Origin of the sequence: Brevibacterium luteolum (assembly GCF_013004595.1) — a bacterium.
Lineage (GTDB): Bacteria > Actinomycetota > Actinomycetes > Actinomycetales > Brevibacteriaceae > Brevibacterium > Brevibacterium luteolum.
Map to the genome: position 1 here is coordinate 445,529 of NZ_JABEMC010000001.1, position 25,851 is coordinate 471,379.

15 protein-coding genes and 3 tRNA genes are annotated in these 25,851 nt (G+C 66.5%); 12 read left to right on the top strand and 6 right to left on the bottom strand.

Annotation, left to right across the window (positions count from 1 at the left end):
• Positions 1-3: 3 nt before the first annotated feature.
• Positions 4-522 carry a MarR family winged helix-turn-helix transcriptional regulator gene (locus HLA91_RS02160; protein WP_170273312.1) on the bottom strand — a complete coding sequence of 173 codons (519 nt, stop codon included), beginning with the start codon at positions 520-522 and terminating at the stop codon, positions 4-6.
• Positions 523-852: 330 nt separating this feature from the next.
• On the opposite strand from HLA91_RS02160, the gene sucC reads away from it, so the two are divergent.
• The 3 genes from sucC to HLA91_RS02175 all read left to right on the top strand — a co-directional run bounded on the left by sucC (position 853) and on the right by HLA91_RS02175 (position 4,356).
• Positions 853-2,022 (top strand): ADP-forming succinate--CoA ligase subunit beta, encoded by a 1,170-nt coding sequence (gene sucC, locus HLA91_RS02165; protein WP_170273313.1) that lies wholly within the window; start codon positions 853-855, stop codon positions 2,020-2,022.
• 24 nt (positions 2,023-2,046) lie between these two features.
• Positions 2,047-2,943, top strand: coding sequence for a succinate--CoA ligase subunit alpha (gene sucD, locus HLA91_RS02170; protein WP_170273314.1), 897 nt, complete (start codon positions 2,047-2,049; stop codon positions 2,941-2,943).
• Positions 2,944-3,573: 630 nt separating this feature from the next.
• Positions 3,574-4,356, top strand: coding sequence for a hypothetical protein (locus tag HLA91_RS02175; RefSeq protein WP_170273315.1), 783 nt, complete (start codon positions 3,574-3,576; stop codon positions 4,354-4,356).
• On the opposite strand, the gene HLA91_RS02180 is transcribed toward HLA91_RS02175, so the two are convergent.
• Entirely contained in the window at positions 4,337-4,738 is a 402-nt protein-coding gene (locus HLA91_RS02180) for a universal stress protein (protein ID WP_170273316.1), read from the bottom strand. The two genes, HLA91_RS02175 and HLA91_RS02180, sit on opposite strands and share 20 nt — an antisense overlap.
• A 153-nt stretch (positions 4,739-4,891) precedes the next feature.
• Here HLA91_RS02180 and HLA91_RS02185 point away from each other — a divergent pair, with 153 nt between their 5' ends.
• The 4 genes from HLA91_RS02185 to HLA91_RS02200 all read left to right on the top strand — a co-directional run bounded on the left by HLA91_RS02185 (position 4,892) and on the right by HLA91_RS02200 (position 11,494).
• Positions 4,892-6,220 carry a class I SAM-dependent methyltransferase gene (locus tag HLA91_RS02185; protein ID WP_170273317.1) on the top strand — a complete coding sequence of 443 codons (1,329 nt, stop codon included), beginning with the start codon at positions 4,892-4,894 and terminating at the stop codon, positions 6,218-6,220.
• A gap of 75 nt (positions 6,221-6,295) precedes the next feature.
• Complete coding sequence (locus HLA91_RS02190; protein ID WP_212753884.1) at positions 6,296-8,104, top strand: N-acetylglutaminylglutamine amidotransferase; 1,809 nt, start codon at positions 6,296-6,298, stop codon at positions 8,102-8,104.
• Positions 8,105-8,185: 81 nt separating this feature from the next.
• Complete coding sequence (gene ngg / locus HLA91_RS02195; RefSeq protein ID WP_170273318.1) at positions 8,186-9,880, top strand: N-acetylglutaminylglutamine synthetase; 1,695 nt, start codon at positions 8,186-8,188, stop codon at positions 9,878-9,880.
• A gap of 246 nt (positions 9,881-10,126) precedes the next feature.
• The gene (locus tag HLA91_RS02200; RefSeq protein WP_204514180.1) at positions 10,127-11,494 is read left to right on the top strand and encodes an osmoprotectant NAGGN system M42 family peptidase; all 1,368 of its coding nucleotides are present in this window, start codon (positions 10,127-10,129) and stop codon (positions 11,492-11,494) included.
• Positions 11,495-11,551: 57 nt separating this feature from the next.
• Here the strand turns inward: HLA91_RS02200 and HLA91_RS02205 are convergent.
• Both HLA91_RS02205 and bcp read right to left on the bottom strand, forming a co-directional pair.
• Positions 11,552-11,633, bottom strand: a tRNA-Leu gene (locus HLA91_RS02205).
• 164 nt (positions 11,634-11,797) lie between these two features.
• Positions 11,798-12,271, bottom strand: coding sequence for a thioredoxin-dependent thiol peroxidase (gene bcp, locus HLA91_RS02210; protein ID WP_170273319.1), 474 nt, complete (start codon positions 12,269-12,271; stop codon positions 11,798-11,800).
• 202 nt (positions 12,272-12,473) lie between these two features.
• Here bcp and HLA91_RS02215 point away from each other — a divergent pair, with 202 nt between their 5' ends.
• The 4 genes from HLA91_RS02215 (at position 12,474) to HLA91_RS02230 (ending at position 21,689) form a co-directional block, all read left to right on the top strand.
• The gene (locus tag HLA91_RS02215) at positions 12,474-12,758 is read left to right on the top strand and encodes a DUF3618 domain-containing protein (RefSeq protein WP_102161613.1); all 285 of its coding nucleotides are present in this window, start codon (positions 12,474-12,476) and stop codon (positions 12,756-12,758) included.
• Between the two features lie 32 nt (positions 12,759-12,790).
• Complete coding sequence (locus tag HLA91_RS02220; RefSeq protein WP_102161615.1) at positions 12,791-13,084, top strand: GroES family chaperonin; 294 nt, start codon at positions 12,791-12,793, stop codon at positions 13,082-13,084.
• A gap of 84 nt (positions 13,085-13,168) precedes the next feature.
• A tRNA-Lys gene (locus tag HLA91_RS02225) sits at positions 13,169-13,241 on the top strand.
• Between the two features lie 465 nt (positions 13,242-13,706).
• Entirely contained in the window at positions 13,707-21,689 is a 7,983-nt protein-coding gene (locus HLA91_RS02230) for a DUF7507 domain-containing protein (RefSeq protein WP_170273320.1), read from the top strand.
• A 276-nt stretch (positions 21,690-21,965) separates the two neighbouring features.
• Here HLA91_RS02230 and HLA91_RS02235 read toward each other — a convergent pair whose 3' ends face one another.
• Together HLA91_RS02235 and HLA91_RS02240 are read right to left on the bottom strand one after the other, a co-directional pair.
• Positions 21,966-23,066, bottom strand: a complete 1,101-nt coding sequence (locus HLA91_RS02235; protein ID WP_170273321.1) for a hypothetical protein — start codon at positions 23,064-23,066, stop codon at positions 21,966-21,968.
• A gap of 183 nt (positions 23,067-23,249) precedes the next feature.
• Complete coding sequence (locus HLA91_RS02240) at positions 23,250-24,914, bottom strand: hypothetical protein (protein WP_170273322.1); 1,665 nt, start codon at positions 24,912-24,914, stop codon at positions 23,250-23,252.
• A 204-nt stretch (positions 24,915-25,118) separates the two neighbouring features.
• On the opposite strand from HLA91_RS02240, the gene HLA91_RS02245 reads away from it, so the two are divergent.
• A tRNA-His gene (locus tag HLA91_RS02245) sits at positions 25,119-25,194 on the top strand.
• Positions 25,195-25,851: the final 657 nt, after the last annotated feature.

Here is a 25,851-nt window from a genome sequence, read left to right on the forward strand (position 1 = left end):
TGCTCACGTGGCAGTCTCCGGGGTCACGATGCGGGAACCGGTCTCGAAACCGGTTGACAGGGTGCGCAGCAGCTCGGTGAGCTTGCGCTTCTGGGCGTCGGTCAGCTCGGCGAGCAGGTCGGCCTCATGGACGAGGAGGTCGGATAGGGCGTTGTCGACCTTCTGCTTGCCGACTTCGGTCAGAGTCACGAGGATCGACCGGCGGTCCTTGGGATCCGGGCGGCGAGAGACCCAGCCGACCTTGACGAGACGGTCGATGCGGTTGGTCATCGTCCCAGACGTCACCATCATCTCGCTGATGAGCCGGGAGGGGGAGAGCTCGTAGGGCTCACCCGCGCGGCGGAGTGCCGAGAGCACGTCGAAGGCCCAGACCTCCAGCTCATGGTCGTGGAAGGCCGACTTGCGCGCCTTGTCAAGCTGTTTGGCCAGCCGGGAGACCCGCGAGAGCACCTCCATCGGGGCGACATCGAGATCGGGGCGCTCGCGCCGCCATGCCGCTACGATCCGATCGACTTCATCCATGACCCCATTCTACTGCGATAGGGCCAGCGTCAAGATACTTTCCCGCAAAGCATCTTGATGTCAAGGAACCTCCAGGCGGCGGCAGCGCCGCCCAGACGTCAGCACAATCACACTGCGGGCGCGGGATTCACCTGCCTGACGATGTGGCCAAACCGCCGAAGGATACTAAAGTGAGGAATGGTCGACATGCGCTGGAGCCATGCCAGCCCAGCGGTCCGCACTCAGGTGGGGACCGCCTCGGCGGCGGTGACCCCAGCCATCCGCAGAAGGAGCACCCGGCACACGGGCCGACCCCGCGCCGGGGCACCAACATTGACGTTAGGAACTCACGTGGATCTTTTTGAGTATCAGGCCCGTGACCTGTTCGAGAAGCACGGTGTGCCCGTGCTCGGCGGACGGGTCGCTGAGACGCCGGAGGAAGCACAGTCCGCAGCCCACGAGCTCGGCGGCGGCACCGTCGTCGTCAAGGCCCAGGTAAAGACCGGCGGCCGCGGCAAGGCCGGCGGCGTCAAGCTCGCCAAGTCACCCGAGGACGCGCGTGCCAAGGCCGAGGAGATCCTCGGACTCGACATCAAGGGCCACACGACCGAAAAGGTTATGATCGCCGAAGGCGCCGACATCGCCGAGGAGTACTACTTCTCGATCCTGCTCGACCGCGCCAACCGCTCCTACCTCGCCATGTGCTCCAAGGAAGGCGGCGTCGAGATCGAGACGCTGGCCAAGGAGCGCCCCGAAGCGCTCGCCAAGGTCGACGTCAACCCGCTGACCGGCATCGACGATGCCAAGGCCGCCGAGATCGCCTCCGAAGCCGGCTTCGATGGTGAGGACGCGAAGAAGGTCGCGGAGGTCTTCAAGCAGCTGTGGACCGTCTACGCCGAAGAGGACGCCACCCTCGTTGAGGTCAACCCGCTGGTCAAGACCGGCGACGGGAAGATCATCGCACTCGACGGCAAGATCACCCTCGACGACAACGCCTCTTTCCGCCACGAGGACCACGAAGAGCTGCGCGACATCAGCGCTGAGGATCCCCTCGAGCTCAAGGCCAAGAAGCTCGACCTCAACTACGTCAAGCTCGACGGCGAGGTCGGCGTCATCGGCAACGGCGCAGGACTCGTCATGTCGACCCTCGACGTCGTCGCCTACGCCGGTGAGGAGCACGGCGGCGTGAAGCCGGCGAACTTCCTCGACATCGGCGGCGGCGCCTCGGCTGAGGTCATGGCCAACGGACTCGACGTCATCCTCGGCGACGACCAGGTCAAGAGCGTCTTCGTCAACGTCTTCGGCGGCATCACCGCCTGCGACGCGGTCGCCAACGGCATCGTCAAGGCTCTCGAGATCCTCGGCGACACCGCCTCGAAGCCACTCGTCGTCCGCCTCGACGGCAACAACGTCGATGAGGGCCGCAAGATCCTCGAAGACGCCAACCACCCGCTGGTGACCCTGACCGACACGATGGACGGCGGCGCCGACAAGGCAGCCGAACTCGCCGCCAGCCGCTGATCCCATCCGAAAGGCTTAAGAATCATGTCGATTTTCCTCCACTCTGACTCGAAGATCATCGTGCAGGGCATCACCGGCGGTGAAGGCACCAAGCACACCGCCCGGATGCTCGCAGCCGGATCGCAGATCGTCGGCGGCGTCAACGCCCGCAAGGCCGGCACCACCGTGTCCCACAAGGACAAGGACGGTAACGAGGTCGAACTTCCGGTCTTCGAATCCGTCGCTGAGGCGATGGAGAAGACCAGCGCCGATGTCTCGGTTGCCTTTGTGCCGCCGGCCTTCTCGAAGGACGCCGCGTTCGAAGCCATCGATGCCGGTATCGGACTGCTTGTCATCATCACCGAGGGCATCCCGGCCCAGGATGCCGCCCAGATCTGGGCGCACGCCTGCGAGAAGGGCAACAAGACCCGCATCATCGGCCCGAACTGCCCGGGCATCATCAGCCCCGGGCAGTCGCTGGCCGGCATCACCCCGGCCAACATCACCAACCGCGGCAAGCTCGGCCTGGTGTCGAAGTCGGGCACGCTGACCTACCAGATGATGTACGAGCTGCGTGACCTCGGCTTCACCACCTGCATCGGCATCGGTGGTGACCCGATCATCGGCACCACCCACATCGATGCGCTCGAAGCGTTCCAGAACGACGACGAGACCGAAGCCATCGTGATGATCGGCGAGATCGGCGGCGACGCTGAGGAGCGTGCCGCCGAGTACATCAAGGACAACGTCACCAAGCCGGTCGTCGGCTACGTCGCTGGCTTCACCGCGCCCGAGGGCAAGACCATGGGCCACGCCGGCGCGATCGTCTCCGGCTCGTCCGGCACCGCCGAGGCGAAGAAGGAAGCGCTCGAAGCTGCAGGCGTCAAGGTCGGCAAGACCCCGTCGGAGACCGCTCGCCTCATGCGCGAGCTGCTCGGCTGAGTGAGCTGATGCGCTGAGAGCTGCTGCGGCTGACAGCCCAGTTCAGCTACTTGATACTGCGGGCGCTGGTCACTGCGACCAGGGCCCGCAGTGCTGTGCAGGGGAGCGGGCCCGGCCTGACTCCACGAGGGGGGTGGGCTTTCTGAGGCTCGTCGGCCTCTGCGCAGGTTATGGGTGAAGAAGTTTGTAGACCTATTCATATTCAGAGGCCGGTGAAATATGAATAGGTCTACAAACTTTGCCGCGGTTCAGACGGTCGGGCCCATTCGGCCCACGCTTGCGGGGCTTGCGAAGCGTCTCTGAAGGCGTCGAGGGACGGAATCAACTTCAGGTCACAAGCAGGCCGGCATCCTCGAGGGTATCCACAGCTCAGCAGAATCCCTCGCGCTAGAGCCCTGTGGGGGAGAGGCTCTCGGCATGAGCATTCGACCAGATGCCCCAGCAGGGAACCACGGTAGGCTCCATGCCGCGCCGACCCCCATTGCAGTGTCAGATCTGGGCGGCGTCTCGCGCGCACGCCGGTACACCGGCAGCCAGCCGACAGCGACCGGTTGTCGCGGTGCACACGCCGTCCCGACGCATGCGCCGCTGCCCAGCGGACCGGCATGGGCAGACGAAGAGTGGTATCGCGTGCGGTACGAACTCGCGTGCCTCAACGCTGTGCGCCCGGACGCGTTGGGCGGACAGATCACCGCGGCGATCCTCCGGGGCTGGCCGGTTCCTCAGCGGTTGCGCGGCGAACCGCTCACCGTCACACTGCCTGCAGGCAGTAGCCTGCAGCGCCGCGGGATCAGAGCAGCCCGGTCCAAATGCTACGCACCCCACGTCATCTACAACGTCCGGCTCAACCGCATGGACTACGTCGTCTACGAACTCGCACGCGTCATGAACGTCGGCGAGCTCGTCTACGTCATCGACGCGATGTGCGGGACGTGGAGGACGAACCCGGTGGCCACAGTCGAGCGGATCAGAGCTGCCGCGCTTGAGGCTCGCAACGTCTTCGGCAAGAAGAACCTGCTCACCGCTCTCGATCTCGCTCGCGACAAGGTCGGCTCACCGCAGGAGACGCGGCTTCGGCTGCACATCGTCGGTGCCGGGCTGCCGACTCCGCTCGTCTGCGCGCCGATCCAGCTGCCGCGCGCCGAACAGCTCTACCACCCGGACCTGACCTACCGGGGTGCGCGGATCGCCATCGAGTACGAGGGCGGGCACCACCGCACGGATGCGTGGCAGTGGGATCATGACATCCAGCGCGAGCGCACCTTCCGCACCGCCGGGTGGGAGTACTTCCGGGTCACGAAGCGCACCGACATCTCGGAGTTCCTGGCAGACCTCACGGCCGCGCTCGACGAGCGCGCACCGCAGTGGCGCCGCAGCTCGACAGGCCCCGGCCTCAGCTCTTCTTCGCCTTGACGGACACGACCGGCACCTCGGCGCCGAGGATGATGCGCTGGGCGGTCGAGCCCATGATGAGCTTGCCCACCAGCGAGCGCTCACGCGAACCGATGACGATCATCCGCACCTCCGGCGTCGCCTCGGCGAGGGCGAGGATCTCCTCGACCGGGTCGTTGCCGCGCAGGAACTGCTTGAGCTCCTGCCGAATCCCAGCGGCCTCAAGCTTGTCGCCAAGCTCTTTGAGGTTCTCGGCGGTGGCGATGCCCTTCTCCTCGTGCGCTTCCCCGATCCCGGCGTTGAGCACGAGCAGCGCCTCGTCGAACGCCCGCGCCTGCTCGATGCCGAAGTCGACGGCTGCCATGCCTTCGGGGCTGGGGGTGTATCCGACAAGAATGGTCATGCGTCCTGGCTCCTCTGCCGTTGCTCTCGCTGTCGCGCGCGGGAAACGTCCTGCTCACAAGCCTATCGACCGAGGCTGGCGAACAGAAGATGGAACCAGGCGTTTCATCGGTCACATCCGCACGCTCCCCGGACTGGTGGGAGACTGGTGGGTATGGTTCAGTCTCTGCTGCCGGTTGCCTGCGTGCCCGATCATACCGCCCTGCGCTCACACCTCGGCCCCGCCGCCGAGGTGGTGGCCCGGTTGTGGCCGGACTGGCCGGCCGGGCATGGGGCTTCCCGGTTGGCGTGCGAGTACCTGCTCGGCCGCAGCCGCGGCTGGCTTGACATCTCCGGGCGCCCCCAGAGTGGGGAGCAGGGGGAGCAGGCGGAGACCGCGTGGTCGCCGCGGCCGACGGTCGTCATCGACGATGCAGACGGCGCACTGTTGGCCGCCGCAACCGTCGCGGGCCCTGCGATCACTGCCTACTGGGATGACCTGCGTGGCGAGCGTCGGGGGAGCGCGGTCGCAGGTCTCCTCACTGAGGCAGGCCTGCCGCAGCCGCACACCGCCTCGCCGGACCTGCACGTCGGAGCACCCGGCGGCCCGGAGATCTTCCCGCCTGGCTGCCGGGTCGTGCTGGCGGCACCGAAGGCGACGGCCGCGCTGCGGGAGTACCTGCAGGCGGCCGCCGGGTTGGCTGAGGAGTTCATCGTCGTCGGCCGGGAGAAGCACATGAGCACGGCGATCAACGAGGAGCTGGCCGAGGTGTTCGACCGAGTCGACGTCTCACCCGGGCTGGCGAAGTGCCGGCTCATCATCGGCAGCCACCCGCGTGGCGGCAGCGGTGCTGGACCGGCCGAGGCTGCCCCGGTGTTCCCGCGCAGCGACATCCGGCCGCTGCGCGTGCCCGGTGCAGCACCCCTCGAGGTCGCGGCCTACGGCGCCTGCTACGGCGGCACCCAGATCGATCACGGCACCGACGTGCTCGTCACCAGCCTCATCGACCACCGCGCCAAGCTCACTCCTGCTGCCGGCAGTCACGATTCTGCCGGGCTCACGGTCGCCGACCTCGGCTGCGGCAACGGCTGGCTGCTGGCCAACCTCCAGGGGCTGCTGAACCCAGCCACGAGCATCGGGATCGACGTGTCCAAAGCCGCCCTCGCCTCGGCCACGGCCACCCTGAGCACAGGCAACCCGGACGTCCAGCTCGTCCTTGCCGACGCCTCAGCCGAGACCGACCCGGCACTCGATGCGCTTGCCGGCAGCTGCGATCTCATCGTGCTCAACCCGCCTTTCCACACCGGACACACGATCGAAACCGGCACCGCACACGCAATGATCCGCACAGCCCACCGGATGCTGAAACCTGGTGGGAGACTCGTCTGCGTCTACAACTCCCACCTCGGTTACCGTGGTGCGGTCGAGCGGACGTTCGGGGCCAGCCGACAGTGGGCCAGGGACCGCAAATTCACCGTCGTCACCGCCGTGCGAGGAGCCTGACCGAGGCTGCGCTGCGGGGTGGTGCGTTGTATAGGATGGTGAGCACTGCAACCTACCTGAAGGATGTGAGCCGGCGTGAGCGGCATCTGCGGACAGATCTCGACAGCCCAGGCACCACACAGGGACGCGAAGGCCGCGGTTGAGGCCATGAGCAAGGCGATGGCCGGCCGTGGCCCTGACGGTGACGGCATCATCGACGACGGGCGGGTCGCACTCGGCCACCAGCGTCTGGCGGTCATCGACCTCGGAGAGACCGGCGCGCAGCCGATGCACGACCCCGATGTGCGCATGACGATCGTGCTCAACGGCGCGATCTACAACTACGAAGAGCTGCGCGAGGAGCTCCACGGACTCGGCCACACCTTCCGCTCCAGCTCCGACACCGAGGTGGTGCTCAAGGCCTTCGCCGAATGGCGCGAGAAGGCCCTCGAGAAGTTCCAGGGCATGTTTGCGCTGGCCATCCACGAAGAGGAGTCCGGGCGCGTATTCATCGCCCGCGACCGGATGGGCGTGCGCCCGGTGTACTTCGCCGAGGTCGACGGCGCCTTCCGCTTCGCCTCCACACTGCCGGCGCTGCTGGCTGCCGGCGGCATCGACACCCGGATCGACCCGGTCGCGCTCAACCACTACATGACCTTCCACGCCGTGGTGCCCTCGCCGTTCACCATGCTCCAGGGCGTGCGTAAGCTGCCGCCGGCGACCTACATGTGGGTCGAGACCGATGGCTCGCAGACGCAGACGCAGTACTGGCAGCCGCTGTACGGCACCGGTGAGGACAAGGCCGACTGGTCCGAAACCGACTGGCAGGACGCGATCTACGACAGCCTGCGCGAAGCCGTGCGCCGCCGGCTGGCCGCCGATGTGCCCGTCGGCGTGCTGCTCTCCGGCGGCCTGGATTCCAGCCTCATCGTCGGGCTCATGGACGAGCTCGGGCAGAAGGACATCGAGACCTTCTCGATCGGCTTCGAGTCCTTCGGCGGTGAAGAGGGCGACGAGTTCACGTACTCCGACGTCATCGCCGAGCACTTCAAGACCAACCACCACCAGCTGCGCATCTCCACCGACCGGATGCTGCCGGCCCTCGACGAGGCGATCGGGGTCATGAGCGAGCCGATGGTCAGCCACGACGCGGTCGCCTTCTACCTGCTGAGCCAAGAGGTCGCCAAGCACGTCAAAGTCGTGCAGTCCGGGCAGGGGGCCGACGAGGTGTTCGCCGGCTACCACTGGTACCCGCCGATGTACGAAGCCGGCGACGACGTCGAGGCTGCGCTCGCCAGCTACCAGCAGTCGTTCTTCGACCGCAGCTACGAGGAGATGGGCCAGCTCGTCTCCCCGCAGTTCATGACCGGCTCCGATGTTTCCACAGAGTACGTCGACGCCCACTTCCGCAGCCCGGGTGCGACCACCGGCATCGACCGGGCGCTGCGCATCGACACGACGATCATGGCCGTCGACGACCCGGTCAAGCGCGTGGACAACATGACGATGGCCGCAGGGCTCGAGGCGCGCATGCCGTTCCTCGACCACGACCTCGTCCAGCTCGCCGCCGAATGCCCCGCCGAGTACAAGACCGCCCAGGAGGGCAAGGGCATCCTCAAGGAGGTTGGCCGCCGGGTCATCCCGAGCGAGGTCATCGACCGGCCCAAGGGCTACTTCCCGGTCCCGGCCCTCAAGCACCTGCAGGGCCCATACCTGGAGAAGGTCCGCGAGGCGATCTCCGGGCAGGTCGCCCGCGACCGCGGCCTGTTCCAGCCAGCCGCCGTCGAGGCACTGCTGAAGGCCCCGAACGAGAATCTCACTCCGCTGCGCGGCAACCGGCTGTGGCAGATCGCCCTGCTGGAACTCTGGCTGCAGAACCACGGGATCACCGGCCCGGCAGCCTGACCCACCGACTTCACGCCGACACCACCGGGCCGGGGCAGGAATCCCACCCGGTGGTCTCGGCACATCCCGGCAGGAGGGACCATGAAGCACGACGTCATCCAGGAGCTCGGCTGGGGCCGGCTCGTTTTCGGCCAGACCTTCGCAGAGATCGAGGAGATCGGCCGGGTGCTGCGCGACGAAGCAGGCGGCACCCGCGATATCTGCATGTACCTTTCGGATCCGCATGTGCTCGTCGCACTGCATCCGGAGGAGTACTTCATCGACCCGAGCCACACTTACCGCCTCGATCTGGAGAACCGGCTGCCCGTCCCGGTCGAAGTGCCCGGCGTAAAGGTGCGTTCCATCGAGACCGAGGCCGACTGCGAGGCGATCAACCGCATCTACGTCACCCGCTCGATGGTCCCAGCCGACGTCAGCGTCATCTGGGACAACCACCGCAACGCCGAATCGATGCACTACCTCGTCGCCGAGGACGAATCGACCGGCGAGATCATCGGCACCGTCACCGGCGTCGACCACTCCGAGCTGTTCGACGACCCCGAACGCGGCTCCTCACTGTGGACGCTGGCGGTCGACACGACCAGCGGCCACCGCGGCCTCGGCCGGTTCCTCGTCGTCGCACTCGCCCGCCTGCTGGCCGAACGCGGTGCGGCATTCATGGACCTGTCGGTGATGTGGAACAACGAAGCCGCCATCAGCCTGTACGAGCACATGGGCTTCACCCGCATGCCGATCTACGGCGTCAAGCGCAAGAACGCCATCAACGAGCAGCTTTACGCCCAGCCGCGCATCGAGGGCCTCGACGAGCTCAACCCGTACGCCCGCATCATCGCCGATGAGGCCACCCGACGCGGCATCCGCGTCAGCGTTCTCGATGCCGACACCGGCTACATCCAGCTCGAATTCGGCGGCCGGACCGTCATCACCCGCGAGTCGCTGTCGCAGTACACCTCGGCGGTGGCAATGAGCCGGTGCGAGGACAAGCGCGTGACCCGCAAGATCGTCGAAGCCGCCGGCGTGCGCGTCCCGCAGGGCCGCAACGCCACCTTCGACGAAGGCGACGTCGACTTCCTCGACGAGTACGGTCCGCTGGTCGTCAAGCCGGTGCGCGGCGAGCAGGGGGCTGGCATCACGATCGGCGTGCAGACGGAGAAGCAGCTCAAGGACGCACTCGGCCGCGCCGGAGGCGAGGGCTCCGAGGTGCTGCTCGAAGAGTTCTGCGAAGGTGAGGACCTGCGCATCCTCGTCATCACCGGCCGCGTCATCGCCGCAGCGATCCGCCGGCCGGCCGCCGTCGTCGGCGACGGCAAGACCCCGGTCGCCGAGCTCATCCGCAAGCAGTCCAAGCGCCGGGCAGCAGCCACCGGCGGGGAGTCAAAGATCCCGCTCGATGAGTCGACCGAGGCGACAGTGCGCGAGGAGGGCTACAGCCTCGACGACATCCTCGAACCCGGCAAGCGACTGCAGGTCAGGCGCACCGCCAACCTCCACACCGGCGGCACCATCCACGACGTCACCGACCGCCTGCACCCGGAGCTGGCGAGGGCCGCGATCACCGCCGCAGCGGCCATCGACATCCCGGTCACCGGCATCGACCTGCTCGTCCCCGACGTCGAGGGCTCCGACTACGTCTTCATCGAGGCCAATGAGCGCCCCGGCCTGGCCAACCACGAGCCGCAGCCGGTCGCCGCCGAGTTCGTCGACTACCTGTTCCCCAACTCCAAGCGCACCCCGTGGGCGTGGGAACCGGACAAGCCAGCCGACCCGACGAACTGACCCCCGGGCCCAGCAAACTTACGCCTAACGCCCCCGCGAACCGGCCCCACCGGGCCCGAGGCGGGGGCTGAGTGCGTGCCGGGAGCCGCCTCGAAAGGCCCTCCAGACTCTGACATGCGGCTGGCCACAGCGCCTGCGGGCGCTATGGTGGCCACTGTGCGGGCATGCCCGGCATGCCCGCCACCATCCGCAGAGCCGACCGGCTGTGCGGACGCCCCCTTGAGCACGACAGAAGGAGGAGTCAGAGTGCCCCACGACGACACCGCCGACAGCGTTTACAACGTCGCTGAACTCGGCAACGACAATGCCACCGGATTCACTGATCTCACACCCGGAGTCATCGACCAGGGGTGGATGCTCGACATCCTCTTCCGCCTGCTGCGCACCCCCTCTCCCTCGGGACGCACCGATGCCGTCATGCAGTTCATCGGCGACATCGTCGCCGACCTCGGCCTCAACGCCCAGCTCACCCGCCAGGGTGCGCTCATCGTCGAACTGCCTGCCGCCTCGGGCACGGATGACGGGGAGGCCGACGACGCTGACCTGCATGAGGAGATCGACGCCGAGCGCTGCATCGTCGTCCACGCCGACACGATCGGCTGCATGGTCTCGAAGCTCAAGGACAATGGCCGGCTGTCGGTCGTGCCGGTCGGCACCTTCTCCTCCCGGTTCGCCGAAGGGGCGCGCGTGCAGATCATCACCGAGTTCCCCGATGTCGTCTACACCGGTACGATTCTGCCCCTCAAGACCTCCGGCCACGCCTACGGCGACGAGGTCGACGAGCAGCCGGTGAGCTGGGATGAGGTCGAGGTGCGCGTCGACGAGGCCGTCAGCGACAAGGCCGGCCTGGAGGGGCTCGGCATCGAGGTCGGCAACACGGTCGCGCTCATGACGCATTCGTCGATGTCGAAGTCCGGCTACATCAACTCCCGCCACCTCGACGGCAAGGCCGGTGTCGCGATCGCGCTCGCCGCAGCCAAGAGCGCCATCGACGGCAAGCTGCGCCTGCCGGTGAAGACGACGATCCTCGTGACGATCTTCGAGGAGGTCGGCCACGGCGCCTCGGCCGGTGTGTCACAGAACGTCGCCGAGCTCGTCTCGATCGACAACGCCGTGTGCGCCCCGAACCAGAACTCGCTCGAGCGCGGGGTGACGATCCCGCTCAAGGACATGCACGGCCCCTTCGACTACCACCTGACCCGCAAGCTCATCCGGCTCGGGCAGCGCCACGGCCTCGACATGGCCCGCGACATCTTCACCTACTACCGCTCCGATGTCGCCGCCGCGCTGGAGGCCGGAGCCGGTGCGCGTGCGGCACTCATGGCGTTCGGGCTCGACGGTTCGCACGGCTGGGAGCGCACTCACGTCGATTCGCTCATCCAGTGCGCGAAGCTTGTGACCCTGTGGCTGCAGACGCCGCTGACGCTGGAGAAGTGGGATGAGCACCGCCTTGGCGGGCTGCGCGACTTCCCGTCCCAGCGCCAGCCGGCCATCGCTGAGCGGGTCGGCGACCGGCAGCATGAGGGTGCGATCTCCAATGTGCCGCGCTATCGCGGCGCCGATGAGCCGGTCGATGCCAACGGGGTCGGCCCGGAGGGCTGGGATGAGGAGTGAGCGCCGGTCCCGGGGCCGGCGCGCTTGGGGGCTGCGATACGGCCAAGGGGACCACGGTGCGCGAGGAGGGACTCGAACCCTCACGTCCGCAGACACTGGAACCTAAATCCAGCGCGTCTACCAATTCCGCCACTCGCGCGAAGCGCTCACCAGCTTAGACCAGCCGCCTGCCCGACGGCGAACCGGCTCGGCACACGGCGAGGGAAGCAGATCCCCCGCGTGTGCCGGGCCGGTTGCGTCAGGTCTGCCGGTCCCGAGGTGCGGGTCCGGTCCCGAGGCCTGGGCCCGGTTCCGAGATTCGGGTCAGCCGTCGTCGATGCCGAGCTGCTTGCGCAGCCGGGCCACGTGGCCGGTGGCCTTGACGTTGTACTGCGCGTGCTCGACCGTACCGTCGGCATCGACGACGACAGTGGAGCGGATGACACCCTGGACGATCCTGCCGTAGTTCTTCTTCTCCCCGAAGGCACCCCATTCCGTCATGACCGACTTGTCGGCATCGGAGAGCAGCGGGAAGTTCAGTGACTCCTTCTCACTAAACGTCGCAAGCTTCTCCGGCTTGTCCGGGGAGATGCCGAGGACCTGCAGACCGGCGCTTTGCAGGGCTGCGAGCGAATCGCGGAAATCGCAGGCCTGGGTGGTGCAGCCTGGGGTCATGGCAGCAGGGTAGAAGTACACGACGACGCGCTGGCCGCGGAACTCCGACAGCGTCACCTCCGCGCCGTCCGCTGCGGGCAGGGTGAAATCAGGGGCGGTGTTGCCGACCTCAAGACGGGGCATGCTCATTCCTTTCAGGTGCACGGGTGCCGCGTTCACAGCTGCGGCGCTCGACTCGTCGAACGCCGGTTCCACCATATCCGGTGTGAACCGGTAAGCTCTAGAAGCAGAGACAATGATGTGGGACGACGGCACCTGCCGCCACTGTCTGGGCACCTGCCGGTCTCCTGCACGCCAGCCCCTTCGTGAGTGAGGAAGCATCCTGATGAGCAGCAATGTCTACACCTCCGACGTTACCGTCGACAGCGCCAATAAGTCCCAGCTCGAAGAGTCGATCCGACTGCGCGAACAGCGGCTGGCTGCCAATATCGACGAGTTCGTCGGCCGGGTGCACCCGAAGGCGCTGACCCGTCGCGCCACCGACAACGCCAAGTCCGTCGTCATCAACGACGACGGTTCGGTCAAGGCTGACCGCGTCGCTCTCATCGGCGGTGCCGTGCTCGCCTCGGCCGCGCTGGTCACCCTGCTTGTCCTGCGGGCCAAGCGCTGAACGTGGGCCAGACATCGTCGCTTCCCATTCGCATGCTCCATGACCGGCTCCTCGTCGAGCCGGACGCGGAGCTCGGTGAGCGCACCTCGGCTGCCGGCATCGTCATCCCCGCGACGGCTGAGGTCGGCAAGCGGCTGGCATGGGGCAGCGTCGTGGCAGCCGGCCCTCATGTCCGGCAGGTGCAGCTGGGAGACACCGTGCTCTTCGATCCTGAGGAGCGTGCCGAGGTCGAACTCGAGGCCACGACGTACATGCTGCTGCGGGAGCGGGACGTGCATGCGATCTCCGAGCAGCGAGCCTCAGAATCAACCGGCCTGTACCTGTAGTCCGTGAACCTCACCACATTCAGCGCTGAGGCTTGGATCTGATTTTGCAAGCCGCCGACGGATGTGTAGAGTTGTCTCTCGTTCGCACCTCTAGCTCAATTGGTAGAGCAACTGACTCTTAATCAGTGGGTTCCGGGTTCGAGTCCCGGGGGGTGTACAGATCCTTCGAAGAACCCGCTGTCTAGCGTTGCTGGACAGCGGGTTCTCTGCTGTGACCCGGCGGTCGTTGACGAGAGCCGAAACGTGGGTTGCACGTTAGCGTACACCGTCTCCTCCCGTTCCGTCCGCAGATCCGGTCAGCGGCGATCAGGATGCGTTGAGCCAGGGACCTGAGGCGCTCTTCCCCGGGGACAGGGGTCGGGGGCATCTCGTCAGCCGCTGGGCGCAGCCGAGCGCTCCGATCCAGGCGAGTGTGATAACTTTCTGGTAACGTGCATGAGGGATTCAGGAATCTCACACGATAATGGAATCGACGTCATCCGAATATATGTTGCTTTAAGCCCTCTCCCCAAAGCGCTCGCGCTGCGTACGGCCGGGGCATCCCCGAACGATCAGAAGCAGGTGGCATATGCCCTCTCAGTCTACGTCCCAGCGACCTGACCGGCGCTTCAGTCTTCGCGAGATGTGGCGGCAGGCTGCGCATACTCCCGTCTTCAGGACTTTGGCCGGGGCGCTGGCTCTGGCGCTCGCGGTCGGGCTCGGCGTCGTTGCCGGCGTCATCGTGCCGGCAGGTGAGGCTGAGGCCAAGCCCATCACGCCGATGTCGCAGCGCTACAACGCCACTGTCAACGGCGACTTCCTCATGGTGGGCAATGGTGCCCTCGAGTGCGATAAGACGAAACCGACATGGCGCACCGATGCCAACTGCACCGGCCTGCACGGCGGCTCCGCGAGCGACTCTCCGAATGACTTCCTGTGGATGAAGAACAGCGTCAACGGTGCTGCCGGCATGGGTGCGAACTCCTCCTCAGCGAGCGTCACCGTGCCGGCCGGAGCGAAAGTCGTCAAAGCGCAGCTGTACTGGTCGGGCAACACCGGCTACGTCAACGGGGTCGCCGGTGTGCGCTGCACGGCAAACGCGCGCGGCACCCTGCCGAACTGGGTGGCCAGTGAGGGCAGCCCGCAGTCGACGCGGCCGCGCATCTCCGTCGCCGGCAGCGCACCGGTGTCGGTCGATGTCGGGCGCTACACGCAGGAGAGCAACGCTGACCTGGGCAGCAACGGCATTCAGTACTACTCCGCCTCAGCCGACGTCACCGCACAGTTCGCCAATGTGCCCACCGGTTCAGCACAGACCGTGACGGTCGGTAACCTGTGGTCGGTCCAGGGATACGGCTGCTACACCGGCTGGTCGCTGGCGGTCGTGTACGACTTCGGCACATTCGTGCCCGGCAACGCCGCCGCCGCGGCCCGCACTGTCATTCTCTACGACGGTCACGTCCGCAAACAGCCGGGCGAGCAGTCGGAGAACGTCACGTTCGACGGCTTCACCGCCCAAGGCCCGGGAGCGCGCGCCGGGTTCAGCCTGTATGAAGGTGACCGCTCGATCAGCGGCGATACCGCCCGCTACCGGACATCGAGCAGCCCGACGCTGCGCGAGATCCCCAACGCCTACGGGGAGACCGGCAACATCGGTGTGTCCCGGGCTGAAGGCTCGCAGAACTACCGGTCGTACCCGAACTCGAATCCCTTCGTCAACGCCAGCGTCGACGTGCTCACTACATCGCTGCCCAACGTCAGGGAGGGTGACACGAGCACCACGCTCAGCCTGTCGACGACCGGCGACTCGTACCTGCTGCAGAACTCGATCTTCTCCGTGCCCACTGGTGCGGTGCGCATTAAAAAGAGCTTCAACGGCACCGACGATACGCAGACCGTCAAGCAGGGGGAGCGGCCGAGCTACACGATCACCGTTACCAACAGCGGATCCACGGAACTGAGAAACGTCCGGGTCGAAGACCCTGCTGCCCCGGAGTGCGCCCGCACGATCGGCAGTATGCCGGCCCCGACTGCTGACGGATACGAGCAGACTTACACCTGTGAGGGACCAGAGACCTCGCAACCGCTGACGAACACCGCCTCAGTGAAAGCGAGCACGCCGAACGGCGCAGACCTGGCATCCAGTGATACGAGCCAGGTCGAGACAGCTGGCATCGACGTCTCGAAGAACGCCGATCCCACCGTGGTCCCGGCAGGCGAGGACGTCACCTGGACGATCTCGGTGACCAACAGCGGATCCGTGCCGCTGGAGAACATCACCATTGAAGACAGCGTGCTGGACTCCTGCGACCAGTCAGACCTGTCGCTGGCACCGTACGAGTCCCGCGAGTTCACCTGCAGCGGCCCGGTCACCGGTGTGACGACCAACAAGGTCACCGCCACCGGCGAGGCCGGATCGCTCACCGTCTCCGACGAAGCGACCGCCAGCGCCTCGGCGATCGCCCTGCAGCTGCAGAAGCAGGCTGGTGCGTTCACCGACGTCGACAACTCCGGCACTCAGAACGCCGGCGACACCATCGAATACACCTTCAAGCTGACGAACTCGGGCTCGGCACCGCTGACGAACCTGTCAGTCTCCGACCCGAAGATCGGCGACATCACCTGCCCATCGGACACCATCCTCGGCGTGGGTGAGAGCGTCGACTGCACGGCAGCGACCTACACCCTCACGCAGGCGGACGTCGATGCCGGCAAGGTCGACAACACCGCCACAGCCGAAGCGACCGACACGAACGGAATCGCCACAGCGAAAGCCGAGAGCTCAGCGACCGCAGAGATCTCCTCGATCTCCTCGGTCAACCTGCAGAAGTCCGCTTCGCAGATCACCTCTCCCGACGGCACTCCGCGCGAACCCGAAGACGTGGTTCCCGGCGACACGATCACCTACTCCTTCAGCGTGACGAACACCGGCACCACGACCCTGCGCGACGTCCGGCTCACCGATGAGCTGCTCGGCATCGACAATGTCGCCTGCCCGATCCCCGGCGGAGCGCTGGCCCCGGGTGAGACCGTCGAATGCCCGTCGGAAACCCACACGATCACGCAGACCGACCTCGATGACGAGAAGCTGGAGAACACCGCCACCGCGACCGCCCAGCCGCCGCTGGGCGACCGGATCTCCAACGACTCCAGCATCACCGTGCCGGTCGGCAGCGACGCCGGTGCACTGCAGCTGATCAAATCGATCACCGGCGGCAGCGATGCCGACGGCAATGGCCGCGTCAGCGCCGGAGACACCGCTGAATACAGCTTCACTGTCACCAACACCGGCAACGTCACACTGCGAGATCTGGCCATCAGCGACCCGCAGGCACAAGGCGACATCACCTGTGAGGCGACGTCACTCGCCCCGCGCGAATCGACCACCTGCACCGGCGCGTTCCACGTCCTCACCCAGGACGACCTCGACTCCGGATCGTTCACCAACACCGCCACAGCCACCGGCAGGACTCCGCTGAACCAGGAGGTCAGCGCCGAGGACAGCGTCACCGGCATGGTGACCCCGGCCTCGGGCATCAAGCTGACGAAGACCGTCGCCGACATCCCCGAGGGAGCAGGCGCAGGAACCGACGTGGAGTACACCTTCACCATCGAGAACACCGGCGAGACCACGCTGCGCAACGTCACACTCGAGGACAACCGCCTCGACGCCCCGGCCACCTGCGACCCGGACACGACGACACTCGCCCCAGGAGAGACGCTGACGTGCACCGGCACGCACGCGCTGACCCAGGACGAAGTCGACGCCGGAGTGGTGAGCAACGACGCGCTCGCCACCGGCACCCCGGACAAGGGCGACTCGGTCACCTCCGATGACCACACCGCAGCAGTCATCCCGACGGAACCGAGCATGTCGGCGATGAAGTCCTCCGGTGAGATCGTCGACGCCAACAACAACGGCCACGTCGATGCCGGGGACACCGTCGACTTCAGCATCACGGTGAAGAACACCTCGACCGTGACGCTGACCGACCTGCGCGTCGAAGACCCGCTCATCTCCGATGAGCCGCTGGAATGCGGCACGACGACGATCGCTCCGCTCGATGAAGTCGTCTGCGGGCCGTTCACCTACACGCTGACGCAGGCTGACATCGACGCCGGCGTCATCGTCAACAACGCCCACGTCGAGGTCACCCCACCGAGTGGGGAGAAGCTCACCGACGACCCGGTCGAGAGCGTCATCATCGAACGGGATCCAGCGATCAGCGTCGAGAAGTCGGTCTCGGACCTGAAGGACACCGACGGCAACGGACCAGACCCCGGTGACACGCTGTCCTACAGCTTCGAGGTCACCAACACCGGCAACACGACCGTGACCGGCATCGAACTGACCGATGAGATGCTCGGCGGTGTCCTCGAATGCGGAACCGAGTTCCCGACGACGCTCGCACCAGGGGAGTCGGCGACCTGCGGGCCGATCGACTACTTCCTCAGCTTCGACGACGTCGACGCCGAGGGCGTGCGCAACACGGTGAAGGTCACCGGCGACTCCCAGGGCACACCGGTCGAGAGCACCGATGAGCTGCTGACGCCGATCACCGGCGCGACACCGTCGATCGACCTGAAGAAGACCGGTGAGCACTCCGACGTCAACGGCAACGGCATCGTCGACGTCGGTGATGAGATCACCTACACCTTCGATGTCACCAACACCGGTGCGATCACCCTTGCCGACATCGAACTCACCGACCCCCGCCTCGGCGGCGCCGTCGAGTGCCCTGAAGAGGTGCTCGCCTCCGGATCGCAGATGACGTGCACCGGTGCGACGCTGACGATCACCCAGGAGGACATCGACTCCGGGTCCGTCGACAACACCGCCACCGTCAACGGCAAGCCCCTCAACGGAGCCGACGAGGTCACCGACGACGGCAGCTTCAGCCTGCCGGTCACCGGCATCCCGACCTTCACCATGGAGAAGAGCGCGAGCTCCGGTGAGGACCGCGACGGTTCGGGAACCGCGACCCCGGGTGACACCATCGACTACACCTTCGAGGTGACGAACACCGGAATCCTCACGATCTCGAACCTCGCCATCGACGACCCGAAGCTCGGCGAGGTCACCTGTGACCCGTCGACGCTTGCACCGGGTGCCTCGGTGACGTGCACGGCAGAACCGTACGAGATCACGCAGGCCGACATCGACGCCGGAGAGGTGGAGAACACCGCCACCGTCACCGGCACCGGCCCGCACGGCGACGATCCCGAGCCGGTGACCGACTCGGCCGTGCTGCCGCTGCCCAGCGCCCCGGACATCAACCTCGTCAAGACGAGCGGCCGTCCGATCGACGATGACGGCAACGAGGTCGGTGACAGCCCGGACAATCCGGTGCGCGAAGGCAACCGGATCCCGTACACCTTCGAGGTCAAGAACACCGGCAACCTCACCTTGACCGACGTCGTCGTCAACGACGCCACCGTCAGCGACGACCCGATCACCTGTGAGGCCGACACCCTGGCCCCCGGAGAGACGACGACATGCGGGCCGGTGTACTACTCGCTCACGCTCGACGACGTCAACGCCCGCCACGTGCTCAACACGGCAACTGTCACCGGCTCGGCGTCGAACGGTTCGGAGGTCGACGCCACCGACACAGTCGACACCGCGTTCTCCGGCCGCGGCGCGCTGACGCTGACGAAGGACAACTCGGGTGTCAACGACATCGACGACAACGGCGTCGACGTCGGCGACACAGTCGACTGGACCTTCACGGTGCGCAACACCGGCACGCAGACCGTCAGCGACATCTGGATCGACGACGAGCTGCTGGCCGACAGCACCATCACCTGTGAAGCCACCGAACTCGCCCCCGGCGAGACGACCGACTGCACCGTCGCCCCGGCCTACGCGCTGACGCAGGCCGACGTCGATGCCGGCATGGTGGAGAACACGGCGATCGCCCGCGGGAGGTTGAGCGAGTTCGACATCGAATCCCCGGAGACGATCTCGACGGTGACCTTCACCGGATACGGTGCCTTCGAACTCGACAAGACCGCCGGAGACGTCGTCGATGCCAACGGCAACGGCCGCACCGATGCCGGTGACACCATCACCTACGGCTTCCGTGTTGAGAACACCGGCAAGACCACGCTGACGTCGGTGAGCCTTGATGATCCGAAGCTCGGTCTCGAAGGCGTGGCCTGTCAGCTGCCCGACGGCGGACTGGCACCAGGTGCCGCCGTCGACTGCGCAGAGCAGACCTACACGCTCACCCAGGCTGACATCGACGCCGGCGAGGTGAAGAACATCGCCACGATCTCCGGTCGCGGCCCCGGCGCCCCGCCGGAGGACTCGACCGATGAGGTGACGAAGGAACTCGACACCGCCAGCGCGATCGGACTGGAGAAGTCCGTCTCCGAGGTCGTCGACACCAACGGCGACGACCGTGTGAGCGCGGGTGACCAGGTCGAGTACTCCTTCGAGCTGACCAACACCGGTGTCACCACCCTGACCCGGGCGACCCTGACCGATGAGAAGCTCGGACTCGACGGCGTTGAGTGCGCGCTTCCCGACGAGGGCCTGGCACCAGGGGAGAAGGCCACCTGTGACAGCGTCACCTACACGCTCACCCAGGGCGACGTCGACGCCGGGAAGGTGACCAACACGGCTACCATCACCGGCACCGACACGAAGGGCACCACCACCTCGGGCGAGGACGACGCCGAGCGCACGTTCACCGCCGAGACCGCCCTGAGCCTGGAGAAGCAGGCCGGCGCCGTCACCGACGCCAACGACAACGGCCGCGTCGATGCCGGTGACACGATCGACTACACGTTCACGATCACGAACACCGGTGCGACGACGCTCGATGCGATCAGCCTCGACGACCCGCTGCTCGGCGGCGACGTCAGCTGCCCGGCGCTGCCCGATGAGGGACTGCCGCCAGGCGAGTCGCTCGAGTGCGGACCGCACACGTACACGATCACGCAGGACGACGTCGATGCCGGTGAGGTGACGAACACAGCGACCGCCGGCGGTGAGCGCGAGGCCGGGAACAACCCGCCGGACGCCACCGACGAGACGCGCACGCCGATCGACGGCAGTGCGAGCCTGGCGGTGATCAAGACCGCCGGTGACATCGTCGACGCCAACGGCAGCGGCAAGGTCGATGCCGGTGACACGATCGAGTACACAGTCGCCGTCGAGAACACCGGCACGCTCACCGTCCGCGACGTCACCGTCACCGACCCGCTGCTCGGCGGGGAGATGACCGACTGCAGCCCAGCCGTCCCGGCCACGCTACAGCCCGGTGACGACCCGCTGACCTGCACCGGCACCTACACGCTCACGGCTGCCGACCTCGACCGCGGATCGGTCGAGAACACGGCCAAGGCGAGCGGGACGTCAGGACCGGACGACGCACCGGTCGAGGATGAGAACACGATCACGACCCCGGTCGACGGCAGCGCGGCAGTCTCGCTGTCGAAGACCGCAGGTGCGGTCGAGGACACCAACGGTAGCGGCCGCATCGATGCGGGTGACCAGGTGAGCTACACGTTCACCATCACCAACACCGGTGACGTCGGCCTGCGCAGCGCCACCCTGACCGACCCGAAGCTCGGCCTCGACGGGCACGACTGCCAGCTGGCAGACACCCTCGAGCCAGGCGAATCGGCAGAGTGCCAGGCGCCGGCCTACACGCTCACGCAGGAGGACATCGACGCCGGAACGGTGGAGAACACCGCGACGGTCGATGCCGTCGACACCCGCGACCGCACGGTCAGCGCCGACGATTCGGCAGACGTGACCTTCGATCGGGAAGGCGGCGTCGAGCTGAAGAAGGAGGCCGGCGAGGTCACCGACGTCGACGGCGACGGCATCGGGGCAGGGGACACGATCTCCTACACCTTCACCGTCACCAACACCGGCACGACGACTCTGACCGACATCGCGGTCACCGACCCGATGCTCGACGGCACCGAGGTCACCTGCGCGCAGACGACCCTGGCGCCAGGGGAGTCGACGCAGTGCGGCCCGGTCGACTACGAGCTCACGCAGGCGGACGCCGATGCCGGTGAGGTGACCAACTCCGCGAACGTCACCGGCAAGCGGCCGGACGGCGAGACCGAGACCGACGAGGACTCGATCACGACACCGGTGCCGGCGCAGAAGTCGGTCAAGCTGGAGAAGCACGCCGAGGGTCCGAAGGACACCAACGGCAGCGGCAAGGCCGACGCCGGCGACACCATCGAGTACAGCTTCACCGTCACCAATGACGGCCATGTCACGCTGACCGAGATCGTCATAGACGATCCGCTGCTCGGCGGTGAGATGGCCTGCGACATCGGCACGCTGGCACCCGGAGAATCCGCGGAGTGCGGCCCGTATCCGTACACGATCACCGCCGAGGACATCGCACGCGGCGAGGTCACCAACGACGCCACGGTCATCGGCATCCCCGACGACGGCGACGACGATGACGGCGGCCGCGATGATCACGACAAGCCCAAGCCGCCGCCGACCGAGGACGACGACTCGAAGAAGATCGAGACGGATAAGCTGCCGCGCACCGGCACGGAGATCGCCGCGATGGCGATCCTGGCCGCCCTGCTCATCGGAGCCGGCGTGACCGCCGTGCTCGTGATCCGCAGGCGCCGGCGCAGCTGACCGCCCGCAGGGAGGGGCAACCGCGCCCGAGGCGGTGGTTGCCTTTCGAGCACTGGTCAGGTCGAAAGGAAACCGGTTTCGGCAAGCGGCAGCGCAGTCTGACAGCGGCACACGGGCGGTGAGTCTTGAGGACTCACCGCCCGTGGCGTGCGTGGGGGGCCTCTCAGGAGCTGTCGCCGGCCGTCAGCCTGTCGGCACGGCTGCTCCCTATTGGAGCAGCGAAGTCAGTGCGCCAGTCAACAAGGTGAGGTCAGTGCGCCAGTCAGCAAGGTGAGGTCAGTGCGCGCGGCGCCGGTCGCTGCGGCCGAGAAAGAAGACGACGAGGCCGATGGCCATCGCGGCGATGCCGACGAGCCCGCCGATCGCCCAGCCGGAACCGGTCGCGCTGGCCAGGTCGGCGGCATCGTCACCGGCGCTGTCAGCGCCCGCTTCAGCCGACCTTTCAGTCTGCCCACCAGGGGACCCCTCGGCGCTGATGACATCGTCAGTCGCGGACTCATCGTCATCGGGAGCCCGCGGGACCGGGTCGGCGTAGTTGTACTGCGGCTGCTGATTGCTGCCGTCACCCGTAGGGGCCCAATCATCGCCAGCCTGACCGGGGACGCGGACGGACCGGCGGCCGTTGCCGGTGTTCGGGTCCTCCGGGCTGCTCGGCGGCGCTGTGGAGTCCGGCTGGTCGTCCTCGCTTGGGTCGGGCTCACGACGCAGATCATCGTCATTCGGCGGGTCGTCGTGTGGGGGAGGGGTCGTCGGTTTTGGCGAAGGCTCGCGCGTGGGCCCGTGGGATGGCGTCGGGTCGCCTGTCGGCGTCGGAGTCGCTGTTGGAGACGGTGAAGGCGGGTTCGAATGGCGGAGCGATTCAAGAGGGATCGGGGCAGAGGTGACCTTCAGCTTCCGGTCGGATCCCAATTCGAAAGTAATCTGCGGATCGTCTTTGAACTTGATGCGCTCGCCGGCCCGCGGCATCGAACTCGATGCGGGCTCAGCATGGTGGGACTTCGCGACGATGAGGAATCCGTCGTCATCTACAGAGCATTCGGGATCGAAGCTGCTGATATTGCAGTCGAAAGTACTGTCTAAATCGCCGGGTTTCACGACACCGCCGTGACTTTTGACGAACTGGACGGCGCCGTCGATCTTCCGATACTCGGACCTGCCCTTGATGCTGCTCTCGTCCGGGCTTCGTAGGCTGGACGGGCCATGAGGTTCTGCGCTCGGCAGCGGCACACTGGGCGAAGAAGCTCCGGTGGAAACTGCCGAAGCCTCAGCAGACCCTCCCACGCCGGGCACAGCGCCGGTGAGCGGCACGCTCAGGGCAGCAACGACAGCAATCGCAGCGGCAACGCGTGCTGCGGCGGTGCGGTGTGGGGTATGCATCTGTCCTATAGGGCTCGCTGGCAGAATTCGTCGCCGGTCACGTCTTGCATTGCAAGAATGCATCGACGGCCAACAGTATGATAGCCGCCGGCCGAAGGGCGAACCAAAGCGAGGCCCCGAAATGGGGCGGCATCCGAGCCGCGCGTCGGCACCGTGAGAGAAGCGGCGTAAGCGACTGACCGGTCACCGCTCACTGCGGTATCCCACCACTCGGTCGGCGCCCTCTCGGGTGATGGCGTAACCGTCGGCGGCGGTAACGGCCAGGAGGTTCGTGCGCACCTTCCAGGCAGTGTCGGCGCTGACGAGAACCGGGGTGTTGTCGATGACGGCCGGCACCACATGGCCGCGCGGTTCGGAGAAGCGGGCGTTGGACTCCGAACCGTCGCGCACGAGCAGTCCGTCCTCCATCGAGAACAGGTACGGGCCGATGACGGCAAGCTGGTAGCCCTGCCCGCGCACCCAGTCGGCCTCTCCGACGGCGTCGGTCGTCGTCGAGACGGTCGAGGCGATCGTGCCATCGGACAGCGAATGGACGACGAGCTGGATCCGGTGCCCGGAATTCGTGCTCGCCCCTGGCTGACCCCACAGTGTCACAACCTTGCCGTGTCCGGCGGTGACCCAGCGGATGATCTGCAGATCATCGCGCGGGGCCTCAAGGTCGAGCGTGCGCTCCTCACCGGACTCGACATCGGTGACTGTGAGCGGGCCGGCGAAGGTCGCGCTGATGAGATCTCCGCCGTCGAGGGCCATCGGCGTGGAGCCGGCAGCCGGCGTCGGCAGACGGGTGAGCCCGCCCCGGGCGAAGGTCGAGAGCTCATCACCGTTCTTGATGAGAACATTCGTACCCGCCGACGAGATCCTCGCACCACTCGGCAGCTCGTACTCATGCGGCTCATGGCTGCCGTCGACCAGCGCGTAGGCGCGATCGCCGATCCGCCACACAAGCGAAGGCCGGCCGTCGATGACAGTGTCGACAGCAAAGCTCGGCGGCTCGTCGATGTCGGTCTCAAATCGCTGCTGGCCGGTGCGTGCGTCGAGCACCTGCAGCTGGGAGTTCGTGACGACGACGACCCCGCGGGCGGTGGCCGTGACCGAGGCGTGGAGCGGGATCGTCTCCTCCCACGACGGGGTGGCCTGGAAGCCGGGAACCGGGGCGCCGCCGGTGGCCATCGACAGGCTCTGCTGGGTCGCCGCCCCGTTGGCCGCCGGGATGCTCTCAGGCGCCTGGCTCTCCGGGGTGCCGATGATGCGCGGCATGATGTAGGCGGCCAGGGCGATGATGAGCAGGATCGCAAGCACCAGAGTCGGTACCGTCAGCCCGCGCATCTGCAGCCGGCTGCGTGCCCGCTTGACCCGGCGCCGAGGTGTGCCGCCCTTGGACTGGCGGCGCTTGTCTGCTTGCTGCGGGCTGCCGCGGCGAGAATCCTGTTCAGGAATCGATCCGGTCGGCGGGCCGGTCGGATCGGCCGGCCCGGAGAACCGGTCGCGCACCGGATAGCCGTTCTGGGACTCAGATGAGGTGAGTGGATACTGCGGCCCGTCAGCGTCATCGCCGGCGACCTCAGCGGGGTCGTCTTCCTCGCTGCCCTGCCCGGCATCTGCGGTGCCCTCGGTTGCGGAGGCGACCTCCGCCTCGGGCACGGAGCGCAGCCGGCCAGAGGCATCGATGTGCAGCGTCCGCTCGGTCCCGTGGTCGTCGAGCTTGACGGTGACTTCGCTGCCCTGCTCGCGCGCCAGCGCCGTCAGGTGCGCGATCGCAGACCCGACATCGGGGTGCTGCGACGTCGTGCCGGCAGCCGTGACCTGCACGGTCCGGTCAGCGGCGACGCGCACGTGCGCAATGGGCATGGACAGTTACCTCGGAGGATGCGGCGGGGAAGGGTCGATCCCAGTGTAGGGACACGATCTGCTGAAAGGCCTGGCCGAGTCCGAATAGTTATCTGGCAGCGATCCGATCGTGTCCTGGACGCCCGGATGGCAGGTGGGACAGCGCGGTTTGCTCTTCGCTGGGTGACGTCCTAAGATAGTCGATGCTGTCTGAACGCAGTGATGGTGGCTATAGCTCAGTTGGTAGAGCACCGCGTTGTGGTCGCGGGGGTCGCGGGTTCAAGTCCCGTTAGCCACCCCATGTGTATAGGTCTCGGGGCATTGCTTGCGCGGTGCCCCGAGATTCTTTGTTCGCGAGCGAGTGTCTGGGTTAATGCTCAAAAAGGAGTCCGCACCCCCAAATGAGCATTAACCCGAGTGTCTCGCGTCGTCGTTCCGGGTTGCACGTGAGAACCAGCAGATACGACCACGCTTGAGAGACTCTCATTCGGGGTCTCGCTGGTGCCCGCACAGTGTCTCGTTTTGACCTGCTCCTATGCATGCAGCTATTGACGACAAGGAGGCGGGACCCGGCGAGTGTGTGCTACCGGCGTCAGGTCGGTTCGCTCAGGTTGTTCGGTTAACGGTAAAGCGCGAAATGAGCGTGAGACGTGAGTATCCCCAACCTGGGGCGCAGGTGTGCGATCCCCCGAAACCCTTCTCTGGCGCAAAATTCTCCGGCCGACGTGGATGGAATCGGCTGCAATCACGACCCATTGGGCAGACAGCTGGATCTTATAGATTTCCGACACTAATTCGGAGTACCTTGCGCAACTCATGATTAGCTTGGTCACTACAGCGTTGCGGCGCCTTCCACTGTACGAAATACGCAGACGCAACAACCCCAGTCCGCCTTGCGCACCGACAACTCGCGTTTGCACTTTCATTTTGTTTCCGGTTAGCCGTGTACCATCGATCC